The organism is Ruegeria sp. HU-ET01832, assembly GCF_040371315.1.
Lineage (GTDB): Bacteria > Pseudomonadota > Alphaproteobacteria > Rhodobacterales > Rhodobacteraceae > Ruegeria > Ruegeria lacuscaerulensis_A.
The window spans coordinates 286,486-303,071 of the sequence record NZ_BAABWL010000001.1 but is presented as its reverse complement, the minus strand read 5'-3'; the positions used below and the strand labels follow the sequence as shown (position 1 = coordinate 303,071).

Here is a 16,586-nt window from a genome sequence, read left to right as displayed (position 1 = left end):
CACCGCGCATGAAGACCCTGACAACGACGCAAGAGCTGGCCGAATACTGTAAGGCCGCTGCAAGCCATGACTATGTGACAATCGATACCGAGTTCCTGCGCGAGCGGACGTATTATTCGAAACTCTGTCTGGTGCAATTGGCGGTGCCATCTTCGGACGAGAACAGCGCAGTGCTTGTCGATCCACTGTCCGAGGGATTGTCGCTTGAGCCTCTGTACGAACTGTTCAGAAACGAGGGTGTGGTAAAGGTTTTTCACGCGGCCCGCCAGGATCTTGAGATCTTCTGGGTTGAAGCAAATGTGTTCCCGACGCCCCTGTTCGATACCCAAGTTGCCGCGATGGTTTGCGGCTTCGGAGAGCAGGTCGGTTATGAAACGTTGGTGCGCAAGATTTGCAAGCAGGGTTTGGACAAGACCTCGCGCTTCACCGACTGGTCTCGCCGTCCGTTGTCGGACGCGCAAAAGACCTATGCCTTGGCTGATGTGACCCACCTGCGACAGATCTACGAACATCTGGCGAAAGAGTTGAATAAAACGGAACGCAGCCATTGGGTTGCTGAAGAACTGCGCACACTGACCCACCCCGAAACCTATGATATCCGCCCGGCAGATGCGTGGAAACGGGTTAAGACACGAACGAACTCGGCCAAGTTTTTGGCTGTGGTACGTGAGTTGGCCCAGTTTCGTGAGGCCTATGCGCAAGAAAACAACGTACCCCGCAGCCGTGTGTTCAAGGACGACGCGCTGATCGAGTTGGCCTCGACCAAGCCGAAATCCCCGTCTGATCTTGGTGGCTCGCGTTTGTTGCTTCGCGAGGCGCGCAAAGGCGCGATTGCCGAAGGTATTCTGGCAGCCGTTAAAAAGGGTGTGAATTGCCCGCCTGACCAGATGCCGCTTGTTGATAACAGCCGCGACAAGCTAAAGGTCAATCCGGCGTTGGCCGATCTGCTGCGGGTATTGCTAAAGTCCAAGACCGAAAGTTCGGGCGTGGCAGCAAAACTGATCGCCACCAGCTCGGAGTTGGATCAGATCGCGGCGGGCGAGCGTGACCTGCCTGCGATGTCAGGTTGGCGGTTCGAAGTGTTTGGCGAAGACGCCCTTAAACTGTGCGAAGGTAAGATCGCCTTGGCAGCCAAGGGCCAGTCGGTCAAAGTCGTGTCGTTGTAGCCGACTTAGCGCCGCCGCGATTCCAGAGCATTTTCCTGACCGACCACGCGAACCAGACGGATGCCTTGCAGATCGTCTTGTGACACGTTGATTGCATCCAACACCTGACGTGACCGTTCAGTCCCTTGATTGGTTGCTGTGGCCGGATACGAAACGCGGAAGGTATATTCCAGTACGCCGTTCTTCTGGTTTTCCTCACTTTCAACGCGAACGAGTCGGGCATCATAGGCGCCCTGACGTGCAGCGACACCAGTGACCAGAATGATCGCACCCCCGGGTGTTGGGTCGATCCTCAGCTCATCAACGCGCGCAATAGCAACGCTGTTGTCCACGGGGTCTGGCCGACTGAATAGGCCGGCGCCTTCACGTTGTTTGGGCACCAGTGCGTTTGGGTCATTGGCCAATGTCTGTGTCGGTGCAGGTGCGGGCGTGCTGGACCCAAACCAGTTGGTCGGATTTACACGCGACTCGCGCCATCCGCTACAAGCCGACAGTGTTAGCGTGGCGACCAAAAGAACAGACAGTGTTTTTTGCATGGATTTAAAGCTCTGACCGGTATTTCCCGCACTGGCCTAACGCAAATTCCCTGCTTTGAAAACCCACGCTGGGGCTGGACAGGCAGGGGGCAGAGGCATAGGTCACGATTGTGACCGCAATGAAAGGACCGCCGGGATATGGCAACGCCTGCCTTTGAAGACATCGTCGAGGATTTCGAGTTTCTGGAAGACTGGGAAGACCGCTATCGCCATGTCATTGAGCAGGGCAAGGCTATGGAACCCCTTGCGGACGCGCTGAAAGTTCCCGCAACCAAGGTTCATGGCTGCGCCAGTCAGGTCTGGCTGCATCCGGTTATCGAAGCTGGAGTATTTAGGTTTGACGGAGACAGCGACGCGCTGATCGTGCGCGGCCTGATCGCGGTTTTGCGGGCTTTGTACAATGGCGTGCCAGTTGCCGAGGTTGCCAAGGTTGACGCCGGCGCAGAATTGGCGCGATTGGGCCTGAACGACCACCTCTCAGTGCAGCGGTCCAATGGTCTGCGGGCGATGATCGAGCGTATTCGCGAAGTTGCGCAAGAGAACGCGTGACGTAACTCAGCCGCGATTGGCCCAATCTGTTAACGTCGACTCGAGATCGCCATATCCGGTGAAACGCCTTTCGAATGCCAGGCCAAGGCGGTCGGCGCATTCTTGAGCGCGTTTCGTCAGCAACGGGTCGTCAGTCTGAGCCTGATAGACCAGTTTCGTGTAGTTGCCGAAATACATGTCGCGCAATTCAGGATGCCGGTCCAGGCCCAGCGGCTTCCAAACAAAGGCGTCAAACTGGCGTGCCAGAAAATCGGTCAGGTAGAAGGCAGTTGTTTCATCCTCGCCGCGTGCGTCGAAAACATCATTGCCTTCAAAAAACGAATAGCAATGCGGGCCTTTGACCATCTCGACGCCCAATTCTGCACAAGCGTTTTGCAGCAGGCCGCCAGTACCGCAATCGGCATAGACCACATAGATCGTGTCGTACTGCGTGCGATGTTTGGTGATTGCATCCTGCACGGCCTGAGTAATCCGCTCGGGATGGACATGTAAGATGGCGGGCAAGCAAGTCAGATCCATATGGTCCCAACCATTGCGGTTCTTCAGGTCCAGAATCTCGCGTGCCAGCGCGCCGCAAGCCAACAACAGAATTCGCCCTTGCGCAGCGGACTCGTATCCGTCTGTCGTCAAGCTTGCATCGTCTGGCAGATTGTCCTGCGGCATGGCTTGGCTCCTGCGCCTAAGATGTAAACGAAAAGGGCCGCCCGTTGCCGGACGGCCCTGAATTCAGATGTCCGTCTGATCAGCCCGCCAGTTGGTTGTGCTTGCGCGACACGAAGTCTTTCGCGGTCTCAACGGCGACGGCAGCGTCGCGGCAATATGCGTCGGCACCAATGGCTTTTCCGAACTCTTCGTTCAGCGGAGCGCCACCGACCAGTACGATGTATTCTTCGCGCAAACCTTGCTCGACCAGAGTATCGATCACGACTTTCATGTACGGCATGGTGGTTGTCAGCAGGGCCGACATGCCCAGAATGTCGGGCTTTTCGGTTTCCAGTGCTTCCAGGTAGTTCTCGACCGGGTTGTTGATGCCGATATCGACGACCTCAAAACCAGCGCCTTCCATCATCATCGACACAAGGTTTTTGCCGATGTCGTGGATGTCGCCCTTGACGGTGCCGATCACCATCTTGCCAACGCGCGGTGCGCCGGTTTCGGCCAGCAGCGGCTTCAGGATGGACATGCCGCCCTTCATCGCGTTTGCGGCTAGCAGAACTTCGGGAACAAACAGGATGCCGTCGCGGAAGTCGTGGCCTACGATGGTCATACCGCCAACCAGCGCCTTGGTCAGAATGTCATAGGGGGTCCATCCGCGTTCCAGCAGGATGTTCACACCTTCTTCGATTTCTTCCTTCAAACCGTCGTAAAGATCGTCGAACATCTGTTCGACCAATTCCTCGTCATTCAGTTCGGACAGGACGATGTCTTCTTCATCGGACATTGGGTGTTTCCCTAGAGCTGTTCGGGCTTGGCGCCCATTGGTGGCATTTTTTTCGTTTTGGCCAAAACGTCGCATTTAGACTGTGACGATTGCGACCTTGGCGGTTCCGAGACCGACCTATACGTCAAAATATTGATCAACTCGACGTCATAATCTGCAAGATGATCCTGCATTCGGTTCAATTCCGGCATGTTTGGCCAAGCGATTTGAAATCAACACGTAAGACGAGGGGTGCTTGCCTGAACCGCGTATGGCGCGTATACCTGCAAAGAGAACATAAAGAGAACAAATATGACTGACGCGCAAATCCGGGGCCGTGGTGTCGCTACAAATGCTGCTGGTCGGTTCGAAGCGTTTACCACTGAACGCTGCGCGGATGGATGGCCCGAGGACGATGATCTACCGCCATTGCGCACCGAGTTGCGCGACGAGGTCGCGCGCAGCATCATAACCTACAACCGGTCGCCCGATTTGCCTTTTGACCGCTCGATCAACCCGTATCGAGGATGCGAACACGGGTGTGTTTATTGCTTTGCGCGGCCGTCCCATGCCTATCTCGGTCTTTCGCCGGGGCTGGATTTTGAAACACGCCTGATTGCCCGGCCCAACGCGGCCGAGGTGCTGCGGCGGGAACTGTCCTCGAAATCCTACAAGGTGGTCACAGTGGCGTTGGGCACCAATACTGACCCTTACCAACCGGTCGAAAAAACACGCTCTGTTACAAGGGATTGCCTGCAAGTCTTAAGCGATTTTCAGCACCCGGTCGGAATTGTCACCAAAGGTGCTTTGATCGAGCGTGATCTGGACATTTTGTCCCCCATGGCAGCCAAGGGGCTGGTACGGGTGGGGATTTCCCTAACAACTTTGGACGCCGGCCTGTCGCGCCGGATGGAGCCGCGCGCCCCTTCGCCCCGGCGGCGTCTGGCGATCATACGGCGGCTGACCGAGGCAGGGGTACCGGTGCGGGTCATGACCTCGCCTTTGATCCCCGGTTTGACGGATCATGAGCTTGAGCAGCTGCTTGAGGCCGGGCGCGACGCAGGCGCCGATGCGGCCAGCTGGATCATGCTGCGCCTGCCACGAGAAGTGTCTGAGCTGTGGCAGCGTTGGTTGGCAGATCATGAACCGGCCCGCGCGGAGAAAGTCATGTCGAAACTGCGCGAGATGCATGGGGGCCGCGACTATGACCCGCGCTGGGGGCATCGGATGCGGGGTGAGGGCGAATACGCCGCGCTGGTTGCGAAACGATTTACCGTGGCGGTCAAACGGTTGGGGCTGGCCACGCGCACCCCGGCGTTGCGTCTGGACCTGTTCACAAGGCCACCGCAGGCGGGCGACCAACTGGCTTTGTTCTAACGAAAAACGCCCCGGAACCGGTCCGGGGCGTTCTGCAATCTGTAACCGCAATCAGCGGTTTTCGATATCCACATAGTCGCGAGTCGTCTCGCCCAGATACAGCTGGCGCGGACGGCCGATCTTGTTCTGGGGGTCGGCGATCATCTCTTTCCACTGGCTGACCCAGCCCACGGTGCGCGACAGGGCAAAGATCGGAGTGAACATCGAAGTCGGGAAGCCCATCGCCTCGAGGATGATACCCGAATAGAAGTCGACGTTCGGGAACAGCTTTTTCTCGGCGAAATACGGATCTTCCAAAGCCTGCTTTTCCAGCGCCTTGGCAACCTGCAGTTTCGGGTTGTCTTCGATGCCCAACAGATCCAGCACTTCGTCGGCGGACTGTTTCATCACTTTGGCGCGCGGGTCAAAGTTCTTGTAGACGCGGTGGCCAAAGCCCATCAGGCGGAACGGATCGTCCTTGTCCTTGGCACGGGCGATGAATTCGGGGATGCGATCAACGCTGCCGATTTCTTCCAGCATCTCCAGACATGCTTGGTTTGCGCCACCGTGCGCCGGACCCCACAGGCAGGCGATGCCAGCCGCGATACAGGCAAACGGGTTGGCACCCGAGCTTGACGCCAGACGCACGGTCGAGGTCGAGGCGTTTTGCTCGTGATCTGCGTGCAGGGTAAAGATGCGGTCCATCGCACGGCTAAGGATCGGATTGACTTCATATTCTTCGGCCGGAACGCTGAAGCACATGCGCAGGAAGTTCGATGCATAGTCCAGATCGTTGCGCGGATAAACGAAGGGCTGGCCAGTGTGGTACTTATAGGCCCATGCCGCGATGGTTGGCATTTTCGCAATCAGGCGGTGCGATGCGACCTCACGCTGACGCGGGTCGGCGATATCAGTTGAGTCGTGATAGAAGGCCGACATCGCGCCCACAACACCGACCATGATTGCCATCGGATGCGCGTCGCGGCGGAAGCCTCGGTAGAAATACTGCATCTGCTCGTGCAGCATGGTGTGGCGCGTGATGGTGGTTTCGAACTTTTCCAAAACGGGCGCGCTCGGCAACTCTCCGTACAGCAGCAGGTAGCAAACCTCGAGGAAGTGAGATTTTCCGGCAAGCTGGTCGATCGGATAACCCCGGTGCAGCAGCTCGCCCTTTTCGCCGTCGATGTATGTGATGGTGCTGTCGCAGCTGGCGGTCGACGTAAAGCCGGGGTCATACGTGAATACACCTGCCGTTCCGTAAAGCTTACGGATGTCGATCACGTCAGGCCCAGCGGTCGGTGAATGAATCGGCAGCTCATAAGTTTCGCCATTAAGTGACAGAGTGGCTGATTTGTTGCTGTCGGTCATAGTGTCCCTTCCTCAATCATGCGCAGTATGGATCGCTGTCCGATCCTGCGGGCAACGGATGCGCGCAATCGCGCAAACCGGGTGTTAGCGGAGCAGCGTTACCCAAATGTGAACCTTTTGCTCAGGTCGCTGCGTCAGAAAGCCGTGCCAGGGTTTCATCCCGCCCAAGCACCAGCATCATGTCAAAAACCGAAGGTGTCACCGCGCGGCCTGCCAGTACGGCGCGCAACGGCCCCGCCAGCTTGCCGAACTTAATGCCTTGTGCTTCCGCAAAGGAATTCAGGGCGTCCTCCAGTTCGCTTCGCGTCCAGCTAACACTTTGCAACTGCGGCGTCAATTCATTCAGTATACCGTCGGATACTGAGGCAAGCGCCTTGGCCGCTTTCTCATCCGGTTGAATAGGGCGGGAAGTCAGTGCAAAATGTGCCTTTTCAATCAGTTCGGGGAATGTGCGCGCCCGATCCTTGAGGCAATACATCGCACGTTCCAGATCACCGGATTGTGTTTCTGTCAGCGCAGGCAGGTCAGCCGCGGCCAGATACGACTCGATTTCCTGCCGCAATGCGGCATCATCGGCGACGGCAATATGTTGACCGCACAAGTTTTCCAGTTTCTTCAGATCGAAACGGGCCGGGCTTTTGCCGATTCCGTCCAGATCGAACCATTCTTTCGCCTGCGCGTCGGTAAAGAATTCGTCGTCGCCGTGACTCCAGCCCAGACGCGCCAGATAGTTGCGCATACCGGCCGCCGGATACCCCATGGCTTGATATTCCTGCGCGCCCAACGCGCCGTGGCGTTTCGACAGTTTCTTGCCATCGGGCCCGTGAATGAGCGGGATATGAGCCCAGACGGGAACATCCCAGCCCATCGCCTGATAAATCATCATCTGGCGCGCTGCATTGTTCAGGTGGTCGTCGCCCCGGATCACATGGGTAACGCCCATATCGTGATCGTCTACCACAACGGCCAGCATATAGACCGGCGTCCCGTCCGAACGCAGCAGGACCATGTCGTCCAACTGCTCGTTGCGGATGGTCACGTCCCCCTGAACCTGATCGCGGATCACCGTCTCTCCGTCTTGCGGGGCCTTGATGCGGATCACGAAAGGCGCGTCGGGGTGGGTCGCTGCGTCAGCGTCGCGCCAAGGGCTACGGAACTGGGTTGATTTGCCCTCGGCCTTCGCTTGTTCACGGAAGGCGGCGATTTCTTCTTGCGTCGCAAAGCACTTGTACGCTTTGCCCTCGGCCAGCAGTTGATGGGCGACCTCAGCGTGACGGGCGGCGCCTTCGAACTGGCTGACGACATCGCCATCATGGTCAAGACCCAGCCACGCCATACCCTGCAGAATGGCTGCCGTCGCCTCGGGGGTAGAGCGTTCGCGGTCCGTATCCTCGATCCGCAGCAGGAACTTGCCACCGCGACCACGGGCATAGAGCCAGTTGAACAGCGCGGTGCGGGCGCCGCCGATATGCAGAAAACCGGTGGGCGAGGGGGCGAAACGGGTGACGACCTGATCGGACATTGTTTGGATTAACCTTTTGGTAACCGTGTCGGGCATAGTTTGACGCCTGTCTAACGAGGCTGAGAGACGGGAGCAACCATGCGTGTTCTGGCCCGGGTCGAGGCCGCTTTGCTGAACCAGACAGGTTACCTGTTTCAATGGTCTCCGGTCTGTCTGGCGATCGGAATCGGCCTGTACTTCGGTTTGCGGTCTGAGCCGGAATGGCAGGTCTATGCCGGCTTGTTCGTGGCGGGTATGGCAGCTTTGGCTGCTGCGCGCTGGATGCGGCCAGGCTGGGCGTCGTTGGCAATCGGGGGGGGCGCTTGTTTGTGCGGGGTTTATCCTTGCAGGAGCCCGCGCCCATACGGTGGCAGAGCCGGTCTTGTCATGGCGTTACTACGGCCCGGTCGAGGGGCGGGTCGTTGCCATTGACCGCTCTGCGTCGGATGCGCTGCGGGTGACACTGGATCGGGTGCGAGTAGGGGACGTACCACTAGATCGCAGACCGCAGCGCGTCCGGCTATCTTTGCATGGCGGTGATGCTTCGCTTGTGCCAGGACAGCGGATCATGACCACCGGTCACCTGTCTCCGCCACAAGGCCCGGTTGAACCCGGCGGGTTTGATTTCCGGCGTCATGCTTGGTTTCAGGGTTTGGGTGCGGTCGGTTACACCCGCATTCCTGTTCTGACGGTTTCGGGTCCGGATCCGGCCGGCGTCCGCATCACCGCGTTAAGGCTGGCATTGTCCGAACATGTGCGTGCCGTGTTGCCCGGAGAGATTGGAGGGTTCGCCGCCGCAGTAACGACAGGGGATCGAAGCGGAATGGGGCAACAAACGCTCGCGTCTTTGCGGGCGTCGAATTTGGCGCATTTATTGGCGATCTCTGGTCTGCATATGGGGCTACTGACCGGTTTTGTTTATCTACTGTGCCGAATTGCTTTATCGGCGATACCTGGCATCGCGCTTAGGGTCTCGGTCCGAAAGATCGCTGCGGTTGGTGCACTTATTGCCGCAACGCTGTATCTGCTGCTGTCTGGCGGAAACGTGGCAACCGAACGCGCCTTTGTCATGGCCACCGTGATGCTGGGTGCGATTCTAGTCGACCGGCGGGCCATCTCATTGCGCGCGGTTGCCGTGGCCGCGTTGATCGTTTTGATCCTGAGGCCGGAATCTCTCTTGAGCCCCGGTTTTCAGATGTCCTTCGCGGCAACCACGGCGCTTGTGGCGGTGTTTGGGGCGGTGCGAAATGTTGGCCCGGTTCCGGGGCCGAAATGGTTAAAGCCAGTGATTGGATTGTTGATGTCGTCTGCCATCGCAGGGCTTGCGACGGCACCGATCGGAGCTGCACATTTCAATACGATGTCCCATTATGGCTTGCTGGCTAACATGTTGTCAGTCCCTGTGATGGGGACCGTCGTTGTTCCAGCAGCCGTCGTTGCAGCCCTGTTGGCACCGTTTGGTCTGGACTGGGGCGCGCTCGCCGTTATGGGCCTGGGGTTAGAGTGGATATTGCTGGTTGCTGAGGCCGTATCAAACCTGGATGGAGCGCAAGGCTATATCGTTAGCCCGCCTTACTATGTATTGCCACTGTTCGCTTTAGGGGCGTTGTGGACGGTTTTGTGGCGTGGGTTCGCGAAATGGGTTGGTTTGGGACCATGTATCGCGGCCATGTTCATGTGGGGTCAGGGTGAACGTCCCGATGTCTTGGTCGCGGATTCAGGTGGATTGGTCGGGGTCTTGACGGACAAGGGGCGCGCCTTGAGCAAAGAGAAAGGCAGCGGGTTCATCGCCACAGTATGGTTGGAAAATGATGGCGATGGTGTGAACCAGAAGACAGCCGCCGACCGATGGCCCCCAGCTGACGACCTTGTCCAAAGATATGTGTGGAAGGGGCAGGAGGTGATCCACCTGACCGGAAAGCGATCTGCAGGTAGCTTTACCGAGTGCCACCAAGGCCAGATTGTTATCTCAGCTGTGCCAGTTGTACTAAGCGGAAATTGCGTATTGTTTGACCCGGATAAATTGATGGAGACCGGGAGTCTGGCTTTTCAGAACGGTAAAATAACGACCAGCGCCGAGGTTATCGGTCGCAGATTGTGGTCCCCGAAGCAAGCCGAAGACCACCAGACACAAAAAGGTCAGTAGCTGCGGATCAGGCCGACCAATCGGCCTTGCACCTTGACCTTGTCTTCGGACAAGACGCGGGTTTCATAAGCCGGGTTCGCGGCCTCAAGCGCAATGGCATGACCGCGGCGGAAATATCGCTTCAGTGTTGCTTCTTGATCTTCAACAAGTGCCACTACGATATCGCCGTTGTCTGCGATCGATGTCTCGCGGATCACCACTACGTCGCCGTCATTTATGCCTGCATCGATCATCGAGTCGCCCCGAACCTCAAGCGCGTAGTGCTCGCCCTTGCCGGAAACCATTGATCCCGGCACAGCGACGCGGTGCGAGACATGGCTGATCGCTTCAATCGGAACACCCGCCGCGATACGGCCCATGACAGGCAATTCCATGGCATCCACGGCAACGGGTTCGAAATTCGCCGGTCGCGGCCCTTCGGGCTTGTCGCCTTCGATCACACGCGGCTTAAAGGCGGCTGTCGGCTCGCCGCCAAGACTTTCGGGCAGTTTGACGATTTCGATCGCCCGCGCCCGGTGTGCAAGTCGGCGGATAAATCCGCGTTCTTCCAGCGCAGTGATCAGCCGGTGAATTCCAGACTTGGATCTGAGATCCAGCGCGGCCTTCATTTCGTCGAAACTAGGGGGAACACCATCCGCTTGAACACGTTTGTGGATGAATTCCAACAAATCCAACTGCTTCTTGGTCAGCATTGCTCACACCTCGTCGGTCATGCGTTTTCTTTTGTTCTACGCATGTTCACGTTTTGTGTCAACGAATTTGAGCGTTTGCTAAATCTGTAGGTACAGGACCTCATCGCCAGCAGGCCGCGCCGGATCATTCGGCTGCCGCACCAACAAGGCATTGGCCTGCGCCAGGACGCTCAAAAGCGAGCTGTCCTGATCGTCGCAAGCCCTTATGCCATCGTTATCAAGAATGGCGCGCATATAGTGTTCGCGCGGACCATTCTGGCCGAGCGGGGCAACCAGTTTAGCCGTTTGGAACGGTGTCAAAGCCTCGGCCAGCCCCACCATGCGTCGCACCATTGGTACCAAAAAGAGATAGCCGCAAACCATTGCGCTGACAGGATTTCCCGGCAACCCAACCATTGCAGCCTTACCAAGCCGCCCGGCCATCAGCGGCTTTCCGGGACGCATGCGTATCTTATAAAATGACCGCTCCATCCCGAGATTGGCGGATACGTCCGCCACCAGATCATAGTCCCCGACCGAGGCTCCTCCGATCGTGACGACCAGATCAGCGCCTGTTGCCAGATCAAAGGCTGTTTCAAGCGAAGCGACTGTGTCGCGCGCGATGGGCAGAATGCGAACTTCCGCTCCAACATCTTCTAGCAACGCTTTGAGGCCAAAGGTGTTTGACGCGATGATCTGATCAGGGCCGGGCGTATCGCCCGGCATAACCAATTCGTCTCCGGTCGAGATCAGTGCAACGATCGGCTTGCGGGCGACGGGAACCTCGGGGATGTTCATTGCGGCCATAAGGGCCACATCTTCGGGGCGGATGCGACGAGGGGCAGAGATCGTTGTGCCGGATTTGAAATCAACACCTTTGGGTCGAATGTTGGTCTTGTCGCCGGGCATGTCCGTGATTGTAATCAGATCGTCTCTGCGTTCTGTATCTTCTTGGATCACGACAAAATCCGCGCCGTCTGGCACGGGGGCTCCGGTGAAAATGCGAACTGCCTGACCAGCGCCAACTTGACCAGAATACCTGCGCCCAGCGGCGGCCTCTCCGACGACTTTGAACATTGCGTGCAGTTCGACTTCGGATGACTTGACTGCGTATCCGTCCATCGAAGATGCCGCAAACGGAGGTTGATCGCGTTTAGCCGCAACGTCCTGCGCCAAAATCCGACCGGCCGCTTGCGAGAGTGAAACGGTTTCTGCAGGCAGCCGGTCAACCAGGCCAAACAGAAGGGCCCGCGCGTCTTCGACAGTTATCATTTCGCTTCGTAACGGCCTGATTTACCGCCATCTTTTAGCAAGACTTTTATGCCGCCGATCTCCATTGCTTTGTCGACAGCCTTGGTCATGTCGTAAACCGTCAGGGCTGCGGTCGAGGCCGCGGTCAGCGCCTCCATCTCTACACCTGTTTGACCCGAGGTCTTGACGGTCGCTTCAATCTGAACGCCCGGCAGATCCGGGTCCAACGTCAATTCGACAGCAACCTTAGTCACGGGCAAAGGATGACACAGCGGGATCAGGTCAGGGGTTTTTTTCGCGCCCATGATACCAGCAAGACGTGCAACGCCCAGCACATCACCCTTTTTTGCACGCCCTTCTGATATTAAATCAAAGGTTTCCTGCGCCATCTTGATGTGCCCAGCCGCCACGGCAACCCGGTCCGTTACTGCCTTATCGGACACATCCACCATGTGGGCTTGGCCCTGCGCGTCAAAGTGAGTGAGCGACATTACATTACTCCGGGGATCAAAGGGTTAGCCAGCAAGTTTCGCGTCGCCGCAGTGACATTGTCCTGCCGCATCAGGCTTTCGCCGATCAGGAAGGACCGTGCGCCATAGCGGGCGATGTCGGCCAGGTCGGCTGGCGTGCTCAGACCGCTTTCGCAAACAATAGTCCGATCGCCGGGCACCAGTTTTGACAACCTGCGCGTTGTATCAAGAGTTGTCTCAAACGTCTTGAGATTACGATTATTTATCCCAATCAGACTGCTTTTGAGCTTGGTTGCGCGTTCCAGTTCGGCCTCGTCATGCACTTCGATCAGGACATCCATGCCCCAGTCAAAGGCCGTTTGCTCCAACTCGGCAGCTTGTTCATCTTCGACCGAGGCCATGATGATCAGTATACAGTCGGCGCCCAAAGCGCGAGCTTCGACGACCTGATACGGGTCATACATGAAATCCTTACGCAGCGCAGGCAATGACGTTGCTGCGCGGGCCGCCGTCAGGTATTCTTTGGCCCCTTGAAAGCTGGGCGTGTCCGTCAAAACCGACAGACAGGTTGCGCCGCCTTCTTCGTAGGCTTTTGCCAGTACCGGAGGGTCAAAATCCGGGCGGATCAAACCTTTTGAGGGGCTTGCTTTCTTCACCTCGGCGATCAGACCATAGCCGGATCGCGCGGCGGCGGTCAGTGCTGTCGCAAAACCGCGCACCCCAGACGCAGACTTGGCTTCGTCCTCCAAATCTTCCAAAGACTTATTGGTCTTATCTAATGCGACTTCCTCAAGCTTGTATGCTTTGATCTTGTCCAGAACCGTCTCGGTCATGTGGCCTCCTGAGTGATGCGGGCCAGCACCGCGATTTTTTCTTTGGCAGCGCCGCTGTCGATGCTGTGCGCGGCCTTCTCGACCCCGTCCTTGAGGTCGCTTGCAGCGTCGGCCACCACCAGTGCAGCGGCAGAGTTCAAAAGGACTGCATCCCGGTACGCGGACGGAGAGCCATCCAGCAAGGCGCGGAAGGCAACAGCGTTTTCTTCAGGTGTTCCGCCCAGAATGTCCTCGAACGGGTGCACTGGCAGGCCAGCATCTTCTGGATGCAATTCAACCTCACGCACACCGCCGTTTTCCCATGAAGCTACCCAGCTGACACCAGTGATGGTTAATTCGTCGGTGCCATCGGATCCGTGAACCAGCCATGCGTGTTCGGTACCAAGCAGGCCAAGCGTCTCGGCCATCGGGCGGATCAATTCGCGGCTGAACGCGCCCGTTAATTGCCGTTTTACTCCGGCCGGGTTTGTAAGTGGCCCTAGAATGTTAAAGATCGTACGTGTCCCAAGTTCCTGCCGTGTTGGCATCACGTGGGCAATGGCCGGATGGTGCATGGGGGCCATCATAAAGCCTATACCAGCCTCTTTCAGCGCTTTTTCAACGACTTCTGGTCCGACCATCACGTTGATACCCATCTGACCCAACGCATCGGCCGCACCGGATTTCGAACTGAGGTTCCGATTCCCGTGTTTTGCAACTGTGACGCCAGCGCCCGCGACGACAAAGGCTGTTGCGGTAGAGATATTCAGCGTTCCCTTGCCATCGCCACCTGTGCCGACGATATCCATCGCGCCGTCCGGCGCATTGACCGCGTTACATTTGGCCCGCATCACTGCTGCCGCCGCCGCATATTCGTCGACCGTCTCGCCTCGGGTTCGCATCGCCATCAGCAAACCGCCGATCTGGCTGGGTGTGGCGGCGCCATCGAAGAGGATGCCAAAAGCCTGTTCGGCTTCGGCGCGCGTCAAAGGCCGATCAGCAGCAGTGCCGATCAGCGGTTTCAATACGTCGCTCATGCGGGGACTTTCATCTCGGACAGGAAGTTCTTGAGCAAGGCATGGCCGTGCTCGGATGCAATCGATTCTGGGTGGAACTGAACGCCGTGAATAGGGAGCTGCTTATGTTGCAGGCCCATGATCGTCCCATCTTCCAGCTCAGCTGTGATTTCCAGGCAATCGGGCAGGGTGGTTCGGTCGACCACCAGAGAATGGTACCGGGTTGCCTCGAAGGGGGAAGGCAGCCCAGCGAACAGACCTTTCCCAGTGTGATGCATGGTGCCCATCTTGCCGTGCACAATCTCATGGCACCGAATAACGTCACCGCCGAATGCTTGCCCGATGGTCTGATGCCCAAGGCAAACGCCCATCAAGGGGGTCTGGGTTTCAGCAGCTGCCTGTGTCAGCGCCAGGCAAATCCCGGCCTGATCCGGGTCGCATGGTCCGGGGCTAAGAAGGATTCCGGCCGGGTTCATGGCCATGGCCTCTTGCACATCCAGCGCGTCATTTCGCCGAATGACCATTTCGGCACCAAGTTCGCCTAAATAGTGTACCAGATTGTAGGTAAACGAGTCGTAGTTGTCGATCAGCAGCAGCATTTGGGCACTTGTCTCTGATTGGGCATTTGGGACTGGCGATACAGCCCCGAGCCGCGATATAATGTCGGGACATACATGCTCAGGCTTGCGAGGCAGCGTCAAGAGGACATCCGGTTCCATACGCGCTTGCGGGTGAGTGTCGCAGAAGACGACGCAGGCAATCGAAGCAGGAATTAGTCGAAAGGCAATTAGAATGGGCGGATTTCTAGGAGGGATGATCGCAGGTGCGGTCGTGATAATGCTGTTGGGAGCGGCGTTGTCTCTAACCACGCCTCTGTCGCGCAAACCCGTTGTTGCGGATGTTGCACCCGAACCTGCACCAAGCGAAGTACCCGAGGTCGAGGCAGACAAGCCCGAAGCCATTGCAGATGCCGATTTGGTCACTTTGCCCGCGGCAGAGCCTGAATCAACCGATCAACAACCAGATACGCTGGCAGGGCTTTCGGAAATTGAAGAGGCTCCGGATGATCAGCCGCAGGTCAACGAATCCGCGCCCGTTGTCGAAGAGGCAGCCGTCGTCGAGCCTGATGAGGTGGCAGTGACGAGTGAGGCACCTGTTCAGCCGCAAGCGCCTGCAGTTTTGCCAGATACGCCGATTGCCGAAGGGCAGCCCGAGTTGATCGAGGAGCCCCCAGCCCCTCCAGCCCCGGAAGTCGATGCACTAGAAGTACCTGTCGAACAGCCCCAGCCTGAGTCTGTCGAGCCTGAACCAGACCAATCCCAGGCTGCCGAGTTGGAACCGGCCCCCGACTTTGAACCGGAAAGTACAGAAGCAGAGCCTTTGCCGGAAATTGCCGCGCTCGAGCCGAAGGAAGATTTGCCTGAAGAAAATCCCATCGCGGTCGAGGGTGATGAAACGGATCTCAACCGCTCTCTGCCGCGCATCGCTGCCGTTCCACAGATCGGTGGTGACCAAAACGGCGCAGGGGGTTTAACGGTTGGTCGGCGCGTTGTCCCGCTGACCGAACGGGACAACGCTCTGGCTGATCAGGACGGATCAGGTCAGACTGCGGTGCTGGGAAAACCGATCGAAGCCTATGCGGCCAAATTCGATAACCCCGACGCGAAACCGCTGATGTCAATTATCCTGATTGACGACGAAGGCGCTTATGGTGCCGAAGCGTTGCAGGATTTCCCTTATCCGATCAGCTTTGCCGTTAGCCCCTCCGACCCCGATGCTGCCGAAAAGATGGCAAGACATCGCTCTGCAGGTTTCGAGGTTCTTGCGATGGCGGATCTTCCTAAAACCGCCAGTGCGCAGGATGCCGAAGTGTCAATGGCCGTATGGTTGCAGACCTTGCCAGAAACGGTCGGTATTCTCGAAGGGGTCGAGACAGGCATTCAGGGCAATCGCAAGCTGGCTGATCAGGTTGCCGCTATTGCTGCCGGGACAGGCCGTGGCTTGATCACCCAGGACAACGGCCTCAACACGGTTCAGAAGCTGGCTGCCCGCAATGGGACACCGTCCAGCGTGATTTTCCGAGACATAGACGGCGCACGTCAGGACCCAAAGATCATGCGCCGCTTTCTGGATCAGGCCGCATTCCGGGCCGGGCAGGAGGGGACGGTTGTCATGCTGGGACGGTTGCGCCCTGATACCATCTCGGCCCTGCTTGTCTGGGCCCTGGAAGACCGGGGAGGGCGTGTGGCCATGGCACCGATTTCCGCCGTCATGAAACAAGCCGTTCAATAAGTCCGTATGGCTGGCCGGTTTGGCCAGCCGTT

Annotated in this window: 16 protein-coding genes; 5 read left to right on the top strand and 11 right to left on the bottom strand. The window is 57.8% G+C overall.

From position 1 onward, the window contains the following. The first annotated feature begins 8 nt into the window (after positions 1-8). On the top strand, positions 9-1,166 hold the full coding sequence (gene rnd, locus ABWV79_RS01530) for a ribonuclease D (RefSeq protein ID WP_353389993.1): 1,158 nt from the start codon (positions 9-11) through the stop codon (positions 1,164-1,166). A gap of 5 nt (positions 1,167-1,171) precedes the next feature. On the opposite strand, the gene ABWV79_RS01525 is transcribed toward rnd, so the two are convergent. Further along, positions 1,172-1,702, bottom strand: a complete 531-nt coding sequence (locus tag ABWV79_RS01525) for a hypothetical protein (RefSeq protein ID WP_353389990.1) — start codon at positions 1,700-1,702, stop codon at positions 1,172-1,174. 138 nt (positions 1,703-1,840) lie between these two features. On the opposite strand from ABWV79_RS01525, the gene ABWV79_RS01520 reads away from it, so the two are divergent. Next, complete coding sequence (locus ABWV79_RS01520; protein ID WP_353389988.1) at positions 1,841-2,251, top strand: SufE family protein; 411 nt, start codon at positions 1,841-1,843, stop codon at positions 2,249-2,251. A gap of 6 nt (positions 2,252-2,257) precedes the next feature. Here the strand turns inward: ABWV79_RS01520 and ABWV79_RS01515 are convergent, their stop codons facing one another. Both ABWV79_RS01515 and ABWV79_RS01510 read right to left on the bottom strand, forming a co-directional pair. Continuing rightward, complete coding sequence (locus tag ABWV79_RS01515; protein WP_170752914.1) at positions 2,258-2,914, bottom strand: DUF1638 domain-containing protein; 657 nt, start codon at positions 2,912-2,914, stop codon at positions 2,258-2,260. A 79-nt stretch (positions 2,915-2,993) separates the two neighbouring features. After that, positions 2,994-3,692: a cobalamin B12-binding domain-containing protein gene (locus ABWV79_RS01510; RefSeq protein WP_170354299.1), complete on the bottom strand. Its 699-nt coding sequence runs from the start codon at positions 3,690-3,692 to the stop codon at positions 2,994-2,996. A gap of 291 nt (positions 3,693-3,983) precedes the next feature. On the opposite strand from ABWV79_RS01510, the gene ABWV79_RS01505 reads away from it, so the two are divergent. Then, positions 3,984-5,048 (top strand): PA0069 family radical SAM protein, encoded by a 1,065-nt coding sequence (locus ABWV79_RS01505; protein WP_353389984.1) that lies wholly within the window; start codon positions 3,984-3,986, stop codon positions 5,046-5,048. A gap of 51 nt (positions 5,049-5,099) precedes the next feature. On the opposite strand, the gene gltA is transcribed toward ABWV79_RS01505, so the two are convergent. Then, positions 5,100-6,395, bottom strand: coding sequence for a citrate synthase (gene gltA, locus ABWV79_RS01500; protein WP_170752918.1), 1,296 nt, complete (start codon positions 6,393-6,395; stop codon positions 5,100-5,102). 121 nt (positions 6,396-6,516) lie between these two features. Next, a complete protein-coding gene (gene gltX / locus ABWV79_RS01495; protein ID WP_353390781.1) occupies positions 6,517-7,917 on the bottom strand; it encodes a glutamate--tRNA ligase in 1,401 nt (466 codons plus the stop codon). A 211-nt stretch (positions 7,918-8,128) separates the two neighbouring features. Between gltX and ABWV79_RS01490 the strand changes: the two genes are divergently transcribed. Next, complete coding sequence (locus ABWV79_RS01490; RefSeq protein ID WP_353389981.1) at positions 8,129-10,042, top strand: ComEC/Rec2 family competence protein; 1,914 nt, start codon at positions 8,129-8,131, stop codon at positions 10,040-10,042. On the opposite strand, the gene lexA is transcribed toward ABWV79_RS01490, so the two are convergent. The 6 genes from lexA to ABWV79_RS01460 form a co-directional block, all read right to left on the bottom strand. Next, positions 10,036-10,734, bottom strand: a complete 699-nt coding sequence (gene lexA, locus ABWV79_RS01485; protein ID WP_353389978.1) for a transcriptional repressor LexA — start codon at positions 10,732-10,734, stop codon at positions 10,036-10,038. The genes ABWV79_RS01490 and lexA overlap by 7 nt on opposite strands. A gap of 78 nt (positions 10,735-10,812) precedes the next feature. Further along, positions 10,813-11,985 carry a molybdopterin molybdotransferase MoeA gene (locus ABWV79_RS01480; RefSeq protein WP_353389975.1) on the bottom strand — a complete coding sequence of 391 codons (1,173 nt, stop codon included), beginning with the start codon at positions 11,983-11,985 and terminating at the stop codon, positions 10,813-10,815. Continuing rightward, a complete protein-coding gene (moaC, locus tag ABWV79_RS01475; protein ID WP_170354293.1) occupies positions 11,982-12,455 on the bottom strand; it encodes a cyclic pyranopterin monophosphate synthase MoaC in 474 nt (157 codons plus the stop codon). The genes ABWV79_RS01480 and moaC overlap by 4 nt, the downstream gene beginning before the upstream one ends. Then, a complete protein-coding gene (gene trpC / locus ABWV79_RS01470) occupies positions 12,455-13,267 on the bottom strand; it encodes an indole-3-glycerol phosphate synthase TrpC (protein ID WP_353389972.1) in 813 nt (270 codons plus the stop codon). Before trpC ends, moaC begins: the two co-directional genes overlap by 1 nt. Further along, entirely contained in the window at positions 13,264-14,283 is a 1,020-nt protein-coding gene (gene trpD, locus ABWV79_RS01465) for an anthranilate phosphoribosyltransferase (RefSeq protein ID WP_353389969.1), read from the bottom strand. Before trpD ends, trpC begins: the two co-directional genes overlap by 4 nt. Beyond that, positions 14,280-14,861, bottom strand: coding sequence for an anthranilate synthase component II (locus ABWV79_RS01460; RefSeq protein WP_170756363.1), 582 nt, complete (start codon positions 14,859-14,861; stop codon positions 14,280-14,282). Before ABWV79_RS01460 ends, trpD begins: the two co-directional genes overlap by 4 nt. Before the next feature lie 193 nt (positions 14,862-15,054). Between ABWV79_RS01460 and ABWV79_RS01455 the strand changes: the two genes are divergently transcribed. Beyond that, positions 15,055-16,554 carry a divergent polysaccharide deacetylase family protein gene (locus tag ABWV79_RS01455; protein WP_353389966.1) on the top strand — a complete coding sequence of 500 codons (1,500 nt, stop codon included), beginning with the start codon at positions 15,055-15,057 and terminating at the stop codon, positions 16,552-16,554. The last annotated feature ends 32 nt before the right edge of the window (positions 16,555-16,586 follow it).

What these genes read in the sequence shown, in the direction of transcription:
- ABWV79_RS01515 (WP_170752914.1), bottom strand. Translation starts at nt 2,914, where the DNA reads ATGCCGCAGGACAATCTGCCAGACGATGCAAGCTTGACGACAGACGGA.
- gltX (WP_353390781.1), bottom strand. Translation starts at nt 7,917, where the DNA reads ATGTCCGATCAGGTCGTCACCCGTTTCGCCCCCTCGCCCACCGGTTTT.
- ABWV79_RS01525 (WP_353389990.1), bottom strand. Translation starts at nt 1,702, where the DNA reads ATGCAAAAAACACTGTCTGTTCTTTTGGTCGCCACGCTAACACTGTCG.
- moaC (WP_170354293.1), bottom strand. Translation starts at nt 12,455, where the DNA reads ATGTCGCTCACTCACTTTGACGCGCAGGGCCAAGCCCACATGGTGGAT.
- ABWV79_RS01455 (WP_353389966.1), top strand. Translation starts at nt 15,055, where the DNA reads ATGGGCGGATTTCTAGGAGGGATGATCGCAGGTGCGGTCGTGATAATG.
- ABWV79_RS01460 (WP_170756363.1), bottom strand. Translation starts at nt 14,861, where the DNA reads ATGCTGCTGCTGATCGACAACTACGACTCGTTTACCTACAATCTGGTA.
- ABWV79_RS01505 (WP_353389984.1), top strand. Translation starts at nt 3,984, where the DNA reads ATGACTGACGCGCAAATCCGGGGCCGTGGTGTCGCTACAAATGCTGCT.
- trpC (WP_353389972.1), bottom strand. Translation starts at nt 13,267, where the DNA reads ATGACCGAGACGGTTCTGGACAAGATCAAAGCATACAAGCTTGAGGAA.
- trpD (WP_353389969.1), bottom strand. Translation starts at nt 14,283, where the DNA reads ATGAGCGACGTATTGAAACCGCTGATCGGCACTGCTGCTGATCGGCCT.
- ABWV79_RS01490 (WP_353389981.1), top strand. Translation starts at nt 8,129, where the DNA reads ATGCCGGCTTGTTCGTGGCGGGTATGGCAGCTTTGGCTGCTGCGCGCT.
- gltA (WP_170752918.1), bottom strand. Translation starts at nt 6,395, where the DNA reads ATGACCGACAGCAACAAATCAGCCACTCTGTCACTTAATGGCGAAACT.
- rnd (WP_353389993.1), top strand. Translation starts at nt 9, where the DNA reads ATGAAGACCCTGACAACGACGCAAGAGCTGGCCGAATACTGTAAGGCC.
- ABWV79_RS01480 (WP_353389975.1), bottom strand. Translation starts at nt 11,985, where the DNA reads ATGATAACTGTCGAAGACGCGCGGGCCCTTCTGTTTGGCCTGGTTGAC.
- lexA (WP_353389978.1), bottom strand. Translation starts at nt 10,734, where the DNA reads ATGCTGACCAAGAAGCAGTTGGATTTGTTGGAATTCATCCACAAACGT.
- ABWV79_RS01510 (WP_170354299.1), bottom strand. Translation starts at nt 3,692, where the DNA reads ATGTCCGATGAAGAAGACATCGTCCTGTCCGAACTGAATGACGAGGAA.
- ABWV79_RS01520 (WP_353389988.1), top strand. Translation starts at nt 1,841, where the DNA reads ATGGCAACGCCTGCCTTTGAAGACATCGTCGAGGATTTCGAGTTTCTG.